The 12,733-nt window shown below is 67.6% G+C and carries 13 protein-coding genes; 6 read left to right on the top strand and 7 right to left on the bottom strand.

What is annotated here, in order from left to right; all coding sequences use genetic code 11:
- Positions 1-50 precede the first annotated feature (50 nt).
- Entirely contained in the window at positions 51-395 is a 345-nt protein-coding gene (locus OG716_RS22065; RefSeq protein WP_405132682.1) for a hypothetical protein, read from the top strand.
- The gene (locus tag OG716_RS22060; protein WP_405132681.1) at positions 347-643 is read left to right on the top strand and encodes an MTH1187 family thiamine-binding protein; all 297 of its coding nucleotides are present in this window, start codon (positions 347-349) and stop codon (positions 641-643) included. The genes OG716_RS22065 and OG716_RS22060 overlap by 49 nt, the downstream gene beginning before the upstream one ends.
- Positions 644-727: 84 nt before the next feature.
- On the opposite strand, the gene OG716_RS22055 is transcribed toward OG716_RS22060, so the two are convergent.
- On the bottom strand, positions 728-1,861 hold the full coding sequence (locus OG716_RS22055) for a CobW family GTP-binding protein (protein ID WP_405132680.1): 1,134 nt from the start codon (positions 1,859-1,861) through the stop codon (positions 728-730).
- A gap of 110 nt (positions 1,862-1,971) precedes the next feature.
- On the opposite strand from OG716_RS22055, the gene OG716_RS22050 reads away from it, so the two are divergent.
- Positions 1,972-3,450: a helix-turn-helix domain-containing protein gene (locus OG716_RS22050; protein ID WP_405132679.1), complete on the top strand. Its 1,479-nt coding sequence runs from the start codon at positions 1,972-1,974 to the stop codon at positions 3,448-3,450.
- Between the two features lie 281 nt (positions 3,451-3,731).
- Here OG716_RS22050 and pucL read toward each other — a convergent pair whose 3' ends face one another.
- The gene (gene pucL / locus OG716_RS22045) at positions 3,732-4,652 is read right to left on the bottom strand and encodes a factor-independent urate hydroxylase (protein ID WP_405132678.1); all 921 of its coding nucleotides are present in this window, start codon (positions 4,650-4,652) and stop codon (positions 3,732-3,734) included.
- A 182-nt stretch (positions 4,653-4,834) separates the two neighbouring features.
- On the opposite strand from pucL, the gene OG716_RS22040 reads away from it, so the two are divergent.
- Complete coding sequence (locus tag OG716_RS22040; RefSeq protein WP_405132677.1) at positions 4,835-6,199, top strand: uracil-xanthine permease family protein; 1,365 nt, start codon at positions 4,835-4,837, stop codon at positions 6,197-6,199.
- A 168-nt stretch (positions 6,200-6,367) separates the two neighbouring features.
- Here OG716_RS22040 and OG716_RS22035 read toward each other — a convergent pair whose 3' ends face one another.
- From OG716_RS22035 to glp, 3 genes are all read right to left on the bottom strand, one after another.
- Positions 6,368-6,796 (bottom strand): molybdenum cofactor biosynthesis protein MoaE, encoded by a 429-nt coding sequence (locus OG716_RS22035; RefSeq protein ID WP_405132676.1) that lies wholly within the window; start codon positions 6,794-6,796, stop codon positions 6,368-6,370.
- Positions 6,789-7,913 carry a bifunctional molybdenum cofactor biosynthesis protein MoaC/MoaB gene (gene moaCB / locus OG716_RS22030; protein WP_405132675.1) on the bottom strand — a complete coding sequence of 375 codons (1,125 nt, stop codon included), beginning with the start codon at positions 7,911-7,913 and terminating at the stop codon, positions 6,789-6,791. Before moaCB ends, OG716_RS22035 begins: the two co-directional genes overlap by 8 nt.
- 274 nt (positions 7,914-8,187) lie before the next feature.
- Entirely contained in the window at positions 8,188-9,393 is a 1,206-nt protein-coding gene (gene glp, locus OG716_RS22025; protein ID WP_405132674.1) for a gephyrin-like molybdotransferase Glp, read from the bottom strand.
- Between the two features lie 85 nt (positions 9,394-9,478).
- Between glp and moaA the strand changes: the two genes are divergently transcribed.
- A complete protein-coding gene (moaA, locus tag OG716_RS22020) occupies positions 9,479-10,537 on the top strand; it encodes a GTP 3',8-cyclase MoaA (protein ID WP_405132673.1) in 1,059 nt (352 codons plus the stop codon).
- On the top strand, positions 10,530-10,772 hold the full coding sequence (locus OG716_RS22015) for a MoaD/ThiS family protein (RefSeq protein ID WP_355123496.1): 243 nt from the start codon (positions 10,530-10,532) through the stop codon (positions 10,770-10,772). Before moaA ends, OG716_RS22015 begins: the two co-directional genes overlap by 8 nt.
- Before the next feature lie 459 nt (positions 10,773-11,231).
- Here the strand turns inward: OG716_RS22015 and nadE are convergent, their stop codons facing one another.
- Together nadE and OG716_RS22005 are read right to left on the bottom strand one after the other, a co-directional pair.
- The gene (nadE, locus tag OG716_RS22010; protein ID WP_405132672.1) at positions 11,232-12,071 is read right to left on the bottom strand and encodes an ammonia-dependent NAD(+) synthetase; all 840 of its coding nucleotides are present in this window, start codon (positions 12,069-12,071) and stop codon (positions 11,232-11,234) included.
- Positions 12,072-12,082: 11 nt separating this feature from the next.
- Positions 12,083-12,706 (bottom strand): TetR/AcrR family transcriptional regulator, encoded by a 624-nt coding sequence (locus OG716_RS22005; RefSeq protein WP_405139829.1) that lies wholly within the window; start codon positions 12,704-12,706, stop codon positions 12,083-12,085.
- Between the last annotated feature and the right edge of the window lie 27 nt (positions 12,707-12,733).

The following is a 12,733-nucleotide window of genomic DNA, read 5'->3' as shown; positions in this document are numbered from 1 at the left end:
CCGGCTACCGAGCCGGTCGCGCACCGCCCGCCCAGCAGAAGGCGCACCTCATGGCCTTGACCGAACCCGAAGCGAAAGTGCTTGCCGCCCTTTCCCTCCCGGACCTGCCCGCCGCCCGCACCGTCCGGCAGCTGTGCACCGCAACAGGTCTCACCACCGGGGCCGCCCGCCGCGCCCTGCACCACCTCTCCGGCGCGGGGCTGGCGCTCGCCACCCTGCACACCCCCGCCACCTGGCAGGCCACCCGTCGCGGCCGCCTCACCATCCACACCCCTGCCTACCGCGACTACCTGCCCCGTAATCTCACAGTGCCGGAACACCGTCCCCGCACCAGGAGGTCCTCGCCATGCTCGCAGCTTTCTCCATCACCCCGATCGGCGCAGGCGAAGACGTAGGCGAGCCGGTAGCCGCCGCCATCCGGGTAATCCGGGCCAGCGGCCTCCCGAACCGCACCTCGGCCAGCTTCACCGAAATAGAAGGCGACTGGGACGAAGTCTTCGCGGTGATCAAACAGGCCACCGACGCCGTCATGGCCATCTCCACCCGCTGCAGCGTCGTCATCAAGGCCGATATCCGCCCCGGCCACCCGGAAATGCTCACCGCAAAGGTGGAAACCGTCGAGCGCTACCTGGCCCAGGACTAGCCGATCGGTCGCCGGTGCGGGTGGTCCGCGACCTGGATGCCGGTGGGGTCCCTCCGGCATCCGCCCGGTGGTCTTGCTGAGTCGCTACGCGATCGGAGTGGAGTCGGCGACGTAGCGCCAGATGGGAAGTAGGGCTTGCTCGTTCAGAGGGGTGGGGGAGGTGTGGATGGTGGATTCGAGACGGGTGGTTATCGAGCCTGAGTCCAGGCCGGTGCCTATGAGGACCAGGTTGCTGGTGCGGGATTCGCCGCGGGACCAGGTGGTGGGCTCGATGGTGATGTGACGGCCGACCATGTGGAGGAGGAACTTTCGGGAGTCTTCGGGGACGGCGAAGGCCAGGACGCCCTTGGCTCGGAAGAGGCCGTTGGGTGGGTCTTCCAGGACTGCGATGAGTTCCCGGGGGTTGAGGTCGGTGGGGCTGGTGAACGAGACGCTTTCGTACGTGTCGTGCAGATGATGATGACGATGGCCGCTGCCGCAACGATGGTCGCCGTGGTTGCCGCCGCAGTGCTCGCTGTCGTCGCCCCCGCCGTCGCTGCCGCGGCACTCCTCATCGGATTCGTGATCGTCGAGGAGTAACTCGTCGAAGCTGAGTTGTTGGCCGACTCGGGGTTTGCTCGGGTCTCGGGTGGGGATGTCGAAGAGCAGGGCGGGGTCGATGTGGCCGTGGCTGGTGGCGTAGACGGGGACCTGGCCCACCAGGGCGCGGATTTCGGTGTGGAGTTTTTCGAGGGCGGCGGCTGGGACCCGATCGGCTTTGTTGAGGACGACGAGGTCGGCCATGCGCAGGTGGGTGTCGAGTTCCGGGTGCTGGGCGCGACTTTCGAGGAAGTGCTCGGCGTCGACCAGTTCGATCAGGCCGCCGTAGCGGATGCGCGGGTTGTCGCTGGCGGTCACCATGCGGATCAGATTGCGGGGTTCGGCGAGGCCGCTGGCCTCCACCACAATGACGTCGATGCGCTGTTTGGGCTGGGCCAGGCGGTCGAAGAGCTCATCCATTTCGGTGACATCCACCGCACAGCAGACACAGCCGTTGCCGAGCGAGACCATGGCGTCGACCTGACCGGCTACCAGCATGGCGTCGATATTCACCGCGCCGAAGTCGTTGACTACCACGCCTATGCGCAGGTCACGACTGCGCAGTAGGCGATTGAGGAGGGTGGTTTTGCCGGAACCCAGGAAACCGGCCACGATCAGAACGGGTATGCGCCGACTCACCCGGCCCACCCTACCGAGGGGCTGTGCGGAGGACGCAGCATGGCGGAAACGGGCCGGAAATACCAGCGTCCTACCGTGGCGGGCAATCGATCGATCCCGGAGGTGGCGCAGTGCTGGTGCGGGACATTCTCGACGCGCCGCAGTTGCGCATGCAGCTGCTGCACGGGGACGACGCCGAATTGGCGCGACCCGTGGCACGGGTGTGCGCAACCGATATGCCTGATCCGCGACCGTTCGTGACGCCGGGCGCGCTGGTCTGCACCGGCTTGATCTGGCGGCAGCAGGCGCAGGATTCGGATCGGTATGTGGGACTTCTCGCCGCGGCGGGAGTGGCGGGCATAGTCGCGGGTCAGGCACTGCACGGGCATGTTCCCGAAGATGTGGTGGCGGCATGTGAGCGCCACGGATTGCCGCTGCTGTCCGCGCCGCAGAGCGTGCCGTTCAGCCGAATCATCGAATACTTGGCCGAGCAAGCCGCCGAATTGCGCTGGCGGCGTGTGCAATCGAGGGTCGATCGGCAGCGCCGACTGCTGGCGGCCGTCGCGGGCGGGAGCAGTGTCGGTGATCTGATCGCCGATATTGCCGTGGAGCAGGAGATTTCGGCGTGGCTGGTGACCGCGACCGGTCACGTCGTCGCCGGAACCGCACCGCTCACCGAGGCCGACCGCGACCGGATCGTCGCGACCGCGCTCACCGCGCCCCGGCTGCCCGCCGTCACCGGGGGAGCCATGCGGGTACTGCAGGTCGGCGGCGGCGATCGAATCACCGCCTGGTACCTGGTGGTTCGCCCGGCGGCCGCGGAACCGGAGACATTCGCCGCCGATCTGGCCGCCGTCATCGAGTTCTATCGGCAGCGCAGCACCGACCGCCTGCACCTGGATTGGGAACTCGTCGACCGGTTCCCGGCCCCGGTGGTGGATCTGCCCGGCAGATCGGCCGTGGCGGTCGTCTGCGATATTCATCCGGCCGAGACCCCGTCATCGGTCGGGCTCCCCGAAGTGCGTGTGGCACTGCATGATGTGCTGTCCGGCGTCACCACCTCGGTGGACCGGGAGGGCAGGCTCGTCGCCGTGGTGCCGGGCACCCAGGATGACATCGCCGGCAAGCTGCGTCACCGCATGGGACGACTCGCGCCTGCGCTCAACGGTATTCGCCTCTCCTTCGGTGTCAGCGCTCAGCAGCGCGACGAATCCCTCTCGGGAGCCATCGCGGCCGCCGGGGCAGCCGCCACCGCGGCAGGTGACGACGATACCGCCGTGGCCGTCCGCATTGCCGATATCGACACGGCCGTAGGCCTTTTCACCGCAGTCCCCGGAGGACTGCAGCGCCGTTTCGCCGAACGCGTGCTCGGCCCCGTCGTCGACTACGACCGCAAGACCGGCGCGGGACTACTGGAAACCCTGGAGGTATTTCTCGGATGCGAGGGCTCCTGGCGACAGGCCGCCGACCGAATGCACCTGCACCTCAATACAGTTCGCTACCGTATCGGCCGCGTAGAGGAACTCACCGGCCGCGACCTCGGCCGCATAGACGACCGCCTCGACCTCTACCTCGCGATGCGCACCCTCACCAGTCACACCGCAGCCTGACCGCCTGCCTGCCCCGCCGCAGCGCCTGCCTATCCCGCCATCCCGGCGTGCTTTCGGCCGGAATCCATTGCGCTGAGGGAGAGCCCGGCCAACAGCCCGCCGGGATGACGAGTGGTGTCAGTGCCAAGAGGTCAGGTGGTGGTGCCAGTGCCGGTTTGACAGATGCCGGTGCCGGGATGACAGGTGGTGCCAGTGCCGGATCAGCAGATGCCAAAGCCTGGATGGCGGGTGGTGTCGGTGCCGGGAGGCAGTTTGGGTTTCGGTCGGCGGGCCCGGGTGGGTCAGACCGCGCCGGTGTAGGGGTCCCAGGAGGTTCCGGCGTCGGGGGCGTCTTCGCGCAGGACTGCGGCTTGGATCAGGCCGTAGGGCCGGTCGTCGGCGTAGAAGACCTCACCGTTGTTCTCGACGCCGAAGCGCGAGAGGTCGAAGTACCAGTGGTGCTTGTTCGGGGCGGACATACGGATCTCGGCGAGGCAGGGGTAGGCCTCCAGTGCCGCCTGTCCCATCTCGAAGAGTGTCTGCTGCAACGCCTTCGAATGCTGCGTGGCGAATTTGGCGACCATGACGGCGCGAATACCCGCATAGGTGGCGTCCCAGTCGTCCGGTGCGGTGGCGAAGCGCCAGCGAGCGGTGAGGCTGGTCGCGAGAATGCGGTCGTAGGCGGGCTCGAGCACGGTGAATTCGTCGGTGAGGAAGTCCGCGAACTCCGAACCGGTGGACTTCAGGATGACCAGATCCTTGACGCCGCCGATCACCCACTCCTGCTGGGCCGCACCGGTGCCGCTGACGGTGATGGCGGCAATGCGCACTTCCGGACCGACCCGGGTCCAGGTGTGATCATGCCCGGTCCCGTCGACCGGAACCCGTTGCCACGCATACTCTTCGATCTCGATGCGCGCCGAATCCACCGTCTCGATGTCATCGACGAAATGCCGGGCCAGCGCCTGCCCGTAGGTTTCGATGCTCCCGTCGCCGTGCGATTTGGCGTACGTGAAGATGGTCTGCTTCTGCGAGTCCGTCGGCAGCACCCCGCCCTGATCGCCGACGGTATGCGCCTCGTCGAAAGCCCCACGCAGGCAGGACGATACGTTCAGATCGCGAATCTCGTGCCGCGCGAGGTCGCGGTAGATGCGCACCACCCGGTTCTCGGCCTTGCCGTACTGGTGCGGGCCGAGCACGATCTTGCCGGTCAATTCGGTCATGGTCGCCTCCCGTGGTCGATGAACACCTTGCCCCACTGTGGCCTACCCGAGCCGCCGCACACGCTGGTTCGGCGGACAAAACATCGCCCGCGACACGCCCCGCGGTTGGCGAATCAGACAAACCCTCGGGTGGCCGCGGCTGCCTAGCCTGACCATCAACCGATGCGCCGCAAGGAGCTGCCATGACAACGCCTCATTCCGTCGACACCCGACTGCCCTGGCATCGGCTGTTGGCGTTCGGCATTCAGCATGTGCTGATCATGTACACGGGATGTGTGACCGTGCCGCTGGTCTTCGGTGCGGCGGCGGGTCTCGGCAAGTCCGCCGTCGGCCTGCTGATCAGCGCCGATCTGCTGGTGGCGGGCATTATCACGCTGGTGCAGAGTCTCGGGCTGGGCCGGTTCGCGGGCGCTCGGCTGCCGATCATCACCGGTGCGACCTTCGTGGCCATGAGTCCGATGATCTTGATCGCCAAACAGTACGGACTGCCCGCCGTTTACGGCTCCATGCTCATCGGCGGTCTGGTCGGTATCGCCCTGGCCTGGCCGTTCGCCATGGTGGTGCGCTTCTTCCCGCCGCTGGTCACCGGTACCGTCCTCACCGTCGTCGGTGTTTCGCTCATCGGTGTGGCGGGCGGGCTGATCGTGGGCAGCGATCCCAAGTCACCGTCGTTCGGTGCGATCTCGAATGTCGTGCTGGCCGCCGTGGTTCTCCTCATCGCGCTGGCGGGCACGGTGCTCGGGCGCGGGGTGTGGTCACAGCTCGGCATTCTCATCGCGCTCGTCGCGGGTGTGCTGATCTCCGTCCCGATGGGGCTGATCAAGCTCGACGGTGTGTCGAACGCGGCATGGCTCGGTGCGCCGCACGTATTCCACTTCGGCGCACCGCAGTTCCCCATCACCGCGGTGGTGGCCATGAGCATTGTGATGGTGGTGGTCTTCGCCGAGTCCACCGCCAGCATGCTGGCCATCGGCGAGATCACCGGAAAGCCTTTGGAGCGCGCCGATCTGGCGCGCGGCCTCATCGGTGACGGTCTGTCGGCCGTACTGGCCGGCGTCTTCAGCTCGTTCGTCGACACCGTGTTCAACCAGAATGTCGGCGCGGTCGCCAGCACCCGGGTGCACAGCCGCTATGTGACGGCCGTCAGCGGTGCGCTGCTGGTGATGCTCGGTCTGGTGCCGCGCTTCGGCGCGATCGTGGCCGCGGTGCCGCAACCCGTGGTCGGCGGCGTCGGCCTGGTGCTGTTCGCCACCATCGCGGTGATCGGCGTGGATACCCTGCGCCGGGCCGATCTCACCGACAGGGTGAATCTGTCGATCGTCGCGGTCGCCATCGGCGTGGGCCTGGTACCGGTGCTCACCAAGGGCATGTTCGACAAGTTCCCCACCTCGGCGCAGATCCTGCTCAACAGCGGAATCGCACTGGCCGCCGCCACGGCATTCCTGCTCAATCTGCTCTTCAACCACACCAAGCTGGGCGAAATCGCCCGCGGCGCAATCGAACCCGTTCCGGCCGTCCCGGAACCGCAGGACCCGATCGCCGCCTGAAACCCCGCCTCCTCATCGGGGACCGAGGCCGCGGCCTCCACCGACGCAACCAGCTGGGCGTCGAAGGAGCCCGCGGCCTCGGTGACATCTCCACCAGAGCAGTTTCGCCGAGAGGGCTCTCATGGTGGCGACACGACAACCGCCACCGTCGGAGCCCTCTCGATGGGGCTAGCCGCAGGCGTTGACCCATTCGGAGAGGCCGTCGGCGAAGAGCTGGCGCTTCCAGATGGGGACCTCGTGTTTGATGCGATCGACGAGAGTCGCGCAGGTGGTGAAGGCTTCGGCGCGATGGGGGGCCGCGACGGCGACCGCGATGGCGAGATCGCCGATGGCGAGCGGGCCGATCCGGTGCACAGCGGCGACCGGGAGGCCCGAGGATTCGGCCACCTCGGCGCATACCCGCCGCAGGAACTTCTCGGCCTCCGGATGCGCCGAATACTCCAGCGTCGAAACCGCTTGGCCGCCATCGTGATTGCGCACCATTCCGGTGAAGACCACGACCGCGCCGTGCTCCGGCCCGAGTACCGCCTTCTCGACCTCGGCCGGGTCGAGCGGCTGATCGCTGATCCAGGCGCGCAGTTCGCCGCCGTCACTCATGGCTGCCTCCTCCGGCCACCTGGGCCAGCAGATGTTCGAGAAGTGGTTCCAGCACCGCGATTCCGTCCTTCACCCCACCCGGCGAGCCCGGCAGATTGACGATCACCGTGCGCCGGGACAATCCGGCAACACCCCGGCTCAGTGCTGCGAGCGGGAATTTCGCGGTGCCACGCTGCCGGATCGCCTCGGCAATGCCGGGCAATTCCCGATCCAGCACCGCGAGAGTCGCTTCCGGCGTCGCATCGGTGGGCGACGCCCCGGTGCCGCCGGTACTGATCACCAGCGCGGGCTCGCCCGCCAGCGCGTCGGAGAGTCCGTCCGCGATATCGGCATCAGCGTAAATCAGCGGTCCTCGCACCGAGAATCCCTGCTCCTCGAGCCACTTCACGAGTACCGGCCCGGTGGTGTCCACCCGCGTGCCCGCCGCCGCACCGGTCGACGCGACGACCACGGCCGCCGTCCGCCCCGCACCCGCAGCGCCCGCCGAGATGACCGTCGAGTTCGCAGCCCCGCCCGCAGCCGTTGTCACCGCGGTCACGGTGTCCACCGGATCGGTCGCAGAGTTCGCGGTGGTGCTGGAACTTCCCGGCTGGGTGGTGTCGGCGTGATGGTCGTGCCCGGCCTGGTCGGCGGACTGTGAAACTTCGTCCGTCCGTACCCAATGTCCGTGCTTACCACCATCTTTGGTGAGCACCCGCACCCCGTGCAGGGAGGCGGACGGATCGACCGCCTTGATCATGTCGTGCAGCGTGAGCCCGGCGACCGCGACCGCGGTGAGCGCTTCCATCTCGACCCCGGTGGGCCCCTTGGTCTTAGCGACGGCTTCGATGGTGATCGTGGTGTCGGTGAACCCGAAGCTCACATTCACCGAGGAGAGCGCCAGCTGATGGCACAGCGGAATCAGCTCGGATGTCTTCTTCGCGCCATTGATGCCCGCCAGCCGGGCGGTGGTCAGCACATCGGCCTTGGGCATCCCGTCGGCGCGCACCAGCCGCACCACCTCCGCGGTGGTGTGCAGCTCACCGGCCGCAACCGCGACCCGTGCCGTGTCCGTCTTCGTACTCACATCGACCATGCGAGCGCGACCTTCCCGGTCGACGTGGGACAACTCACTCATAACTCCAGCCTGGCACAGCCGTCCCCGCGAGGTCGCGCGGGGGATCCCGGGGCAGGATCACTGAGTGCGCGGGCCGCCCGCACCTCCGCCGGTCGTCATGGCGACGGCGGTCGTATGGCCGGCGGCCGGATAGGGCGCTACCACGCGCAGGGAGGGATCGGTGCAGGTCTCATCCCCAGCTGCGCAGGAATGACCGCTTCCGCGCGGGCCGAGGTGCGGTGTGGACAATGCCGACGCCGACTTGATGTCGCCTCGGCCGGGTGCGTGGGTGGTGCTAGAGCGGCCAGGTGCGGACGAGGGAGCCGGGGGGCAGGTCGGTGGTGGCGGCCGGGATGTCGATCAGGACGTTGGCATGGGCCATGGCGGCAATGAGGTGCGAGCCTTGGCCGGAGGTGAGCTCTACGCCGTGGTCGGTGGTGCGGCCGCGCAGGAACTGGCGTTTGCCGGCAGGGGAGTGGACCGGATCACGCAGGGGCAGTGCGGAACTGGTGATTTCGGGTAGGCCGGTCAGGGCGCGCAGGATCGGGCGGGCGAAGACCTCGAAGGACACCATGGTGCTCACCGGATTGCCGGGGAAGCTCAGCACCGGGATGCCGTCGATCACGCTCAGACCCTGCGGACCGCCGGGTTGCATGGCGACATGGCCGAACTCGCCGCCGAGTGGGGTGAGCACATCCTTGACGACCTCGAAGTCGCCCATGGACACACCGCCGGAGGTGAACACCACGTCAGCGGCGGTGACGGCCTCGTCGAGGCGGCGGCGGAACTCCTCCGGATCATCGGTGGAGTGCGTCAGCGATACGACCTCGGCGCCATTGTCTTCCAGCGCCGCGGCCAGCGCGATGCCATTGGAGTTGTAGATCTGGCCCGGCAGCAGGCGCAGCCCGGCCTGCACCAGTTCGTCACCGGTGGTGATCACGGCCGCCCGCACCTTCCGGCGCACCGGCAGTTCGGCCAGGCCGACCGCCGCCAATGCCGCGATATGCCGGGGCCGCAGTACGGTTCCGGCCGCGGCCAGCAGCTGCCCGGCCCGGACATCGGTCCCGGGTTCGCGCACGAAATCCCCTGTGGCGCGGCCTCGTTCGATGGTGACCGTATCCCCGTGGGACCGCGTGTGCTCCACCGGCACCACACAATCCGCGCCCTGCGGAATCGGCGCTCCCGTCATCACTTTCATGGCCGCGCCCGCGGGAAGCACCGGCGCACCGGTGTTTCCGGCCGCCACCACACCCGCCAGCGGCAGCGTGGCAGGCACGATCGCCACCGAATCCGCCAGCACCGCGTACCCGTCCATCGACGAATTGCGGAACATCGGCAGATCCAGGGGAGAGTACACATCCTGGGTCAGCCGCCGCCCGAGCGCATGCGCCATCGGAACCGGCTCCGTCTCGCGTCCGGCGAGCGGTCGCAGCAAATCCTCGATGCGTTGCCGGTGGTCTTCGACGGAGCGGGCCGGGGTCAGAGTGTGCCGGGAACTCATGCCGGTGAGCCTATACGCGCGCGCCGAGAGCGGAACCTTGCCGCCGGACCGGGCAGGGGGTTGCGCGGGCGGACATAATGGTCCCATGACTGTGGTCGCTATGGGGATGCCCGCCGTACGCAGCGGGCGACCTTCGATGGACGGCCGCCCCGACACTCCATACCTGGTGGATCGTTTCGGCCGCACCGCACGCGACCTGCGAGTTTCCATTACTGAGAAGTGCTCGCTGCGGTGTACCTACTGCATGCCGGAAGAGGGTTTACCGCCCATTCCGGCCGATGAGCTGCTCACCAGCGCCGAGATCGTGCGCCTGGTCGTGCTCGCGGTGCGTGAGATGGGTGTTCACGAGGTCCGCTTCACCGGCGGGGAACCGCTCATGCGCCATGACCTGGAGAAGATCATCGCGGGCTGCCGGGCCGAACTGCCGGATACGCCCCTGGCCATGACCACCAATGGCATCGGCCTCGAGCATCGCGCCCGGAAACTCGTCGCGGCCGGGCTGAACCGCATCAATGTCTCCCTCGACACCGTCGATCGCGAGGGGTTCGCGCGCCTCACCCGGCGGGACCGGCTCGATTCGGTATTCGCCGGTATCCGCGCTGCCCGGGCGGCCGGTCTGACGCCGATCAAGGTCAATGCCGTGCTCATGCGGGAGAACCTTCCCGGTGCCGCCGACCTGCTGCAATGGTGTATCCAGGAGGGCTGCGAACTCCGCTTCATCGAGGAGATGCCGCTCGATGCCGATCACGAGTGGGCGCGCGCGAACATGATCACCGCGGCCGAACTGCTCGAGGTGCTCGGCACTCGCTTCACGCTGACCGAGGCCGGCCGTGAGGACCCCTCCGCGCCCGCCGAACGCTGGGAGGTCGACGGCGGCCCGGCAACCGTCGGCATCATCGCCTCGGTGACGCGCAGCTTCTGCGGTGACTGCGATCGCACCCGCCTCACCGCGGACGGCCGAATTCGCTCCTGTCTGTTCAGCGATCAGGAGTACGACGTCCGCGCGGCCCTGCGCTCGGAGGCGACCGACGACGATATCGCTGCGCTGTGGCGCGGTGCCATGTGGAACAAGTGGGCCGGCCACGGCATTGCCGAGGCCGGTTTCGTCCCGCCCGAGCGAACGATGGGAGCCATCGGTGGTTGAGGTCCGCTATTTCGCCGCCATTGCCGATGCGGTCGGCAAACCCGGCGAACTCCTGGATCTCCCCGCCGGATCCACCATCGCCGATCTGCGTGCCACCATCACCGCGACCTACGGCCCGAAACTCGAACCGATGCTCGCCGTCTGCGCCTACCTGATCGGCGACGAGCTCACCCGGGACACCACGACCCCCCTGACCCCCCGCGTCGACGTCCTACCCCCATTTGCGGGCGGCTGACCCCTCCAGGTCATCTGACCAGCAAATATGTAGGTAACGCCCCGTGGGCCGCCCCGATATCCGGACTGTCCAGTCCGACGATTCGGGAGGTTTCGCTGTGGCGCGACTGTTGCCCGCTCTACTCATCGGCGTATTCATCATCGCCGCCGTCGCTCTAGCCAATGACGTTTCACTGACAACCCTCCACTGCGGAATTGCCCGCCTCCCCGCACCTTCAACACACGGCTGAGAGCTGATCCGCCTCGACTTGTCTTGGATGCTCGCCCGTTTCGCACGTGCGGCGTCGGTCGAGTGCAGCACCGATTTCGGCCCTCACGAGATCGTGACAACTGATCTCGTGAGGGCCGGGTAACTCATCGGGTACATCCACAATCGGTGTCGCGCCTAACCGCCGGCACACGTGCGGTACGGGATACGGCTTTCAGCTGTGCGCTGAAGGTGCGGAGCGGCGGACCAGCGTTACTTCCACCAGGTGTCGTGCGGGGTGACCGGGACGGTGCGCTTGTGGCGGGTGTTCTGGAAGATCGATTCGACGCGGTCGGCGACTTCCTGGTCGACGTCCTTGCCTTCGAGGTAGTCGTCGATCTGGGAGTACTTGAGGCCCAGGGCTTCCTCGTCCGGGAGGGCGGGGCGGTCGTCCTCGAGGTCGGCGGTGGGGACCTTCTGCCAGACGCTCGGCGGGGCGCCGAGTTCCTGGAGCAGGGCGGCGCCCTGGCGCTTGGTGAGTCCGGTGAGCGGGGTGATATCGACTGCGCCGTCACCGAATTTGGTGAAGAAGCCGGTGACGGCCTCGGCGGCGTGGTCGGTGCCGACAACGAGCAGGTTCAGCTGACCGGCGATCGCGTACTGCAGCACCATGCGCTCGCGAGCCTTGATATTGCCGCGCACGAAATCACGCAGTCGTGTTGCGCCGCCGAGCAATTCGTCGATGCCATAGGCGGATTCCTCGGCGGCGGCGTCGGCGCTCGGCTTGACGTTCACCGTGATGGACCGGTCGGGCTTGATGAAGCGTAGCGCGATCTGCGCATCCTTCTCATCGGCCTGCTTGCCGTAGGGCAGTCGCACGGCGACGAAGGTCGTCTCGCGGCCTTCCGCGCGCAGTTCCTCGGAGGCGATCTGGCACAGCCGCCCGGCCAGTGTGGAGTCCTGGCCGCCGCTGATGCCGAGCACAAAACCTGTCGCCGGTGTCGATCGTAGATAGTCCTTGAGGAAGTCGATGCGCCGCCGCACTTCGGTTTTCGGTTCGATGGCCGGCAGTACGCCTAATTCGGCGATGATCGCTTCGCGCAGGTTGCCCATGAGGGGACACTCTACTGCGCGGTCGCCGGGACGACGCGGCGGACGAGGGCCTCCCAATTGTCGCCGACCTGCCGCAGAGTGAAGCCGAGTACTCGAATCTGATGCAGCACCAGTGCGGCGTCGAGCGGAGCCAGCAGCGCGTCCGCGAGCAGCGAGATCTCACCGGGCGCCCCGGCCTGCCGCAACAGGATCGAGACGTGCGTTTTTGTCAGCTGATAGGGCGCATTGCCGAAGCGTTCGGGCCGGTCGGTGGCCGCGCGCAGCACATCGCCCTCGATCTCGGTGAAGGACAGTCGCGCTCGTCCGTAGGCGAGCAGCCGATCCAGCGGCGGCGCTCCGGGGCCCAGCGGCGGCGGCCCGAACATGTAGGCGCCCTGTAGGTTTCGATCCGATTCGTCGAGCAGCGCGTACATCAGCCCGGCCCGATTGCCGAAGCGCCGGAATACCGTGCCCTTGCCGACTCCGGCGTGTTTGGCGACCGCGTCCATGGTGACCGCATCCGCGCCGAACTCCCGGACGAGCTCGGCGGCCGCGTCCAGCAGTAGCTTTCGATTGCGTGCGGCATCGGCGCGCTCGGTGGGTCCGCCATCGGCGAGCGTCACCGGCGGTCCGACGCCCAGCCCCGGACCGCTGATACTGATGCCCGTCGTCCCGGGAGGGAT

This window comes from Nocardia sp. NBC_01388, assembly GCF_045040085.1.
Taxonomy (GTDB): Bacteria; Actinomycetota; Actinomycetes; order Mycobacteriales; family Mycobacteriaceae; genus Nocardia.
This window is presented reverse-complemented; position numbering and strand designations above follow the sequence as displayed.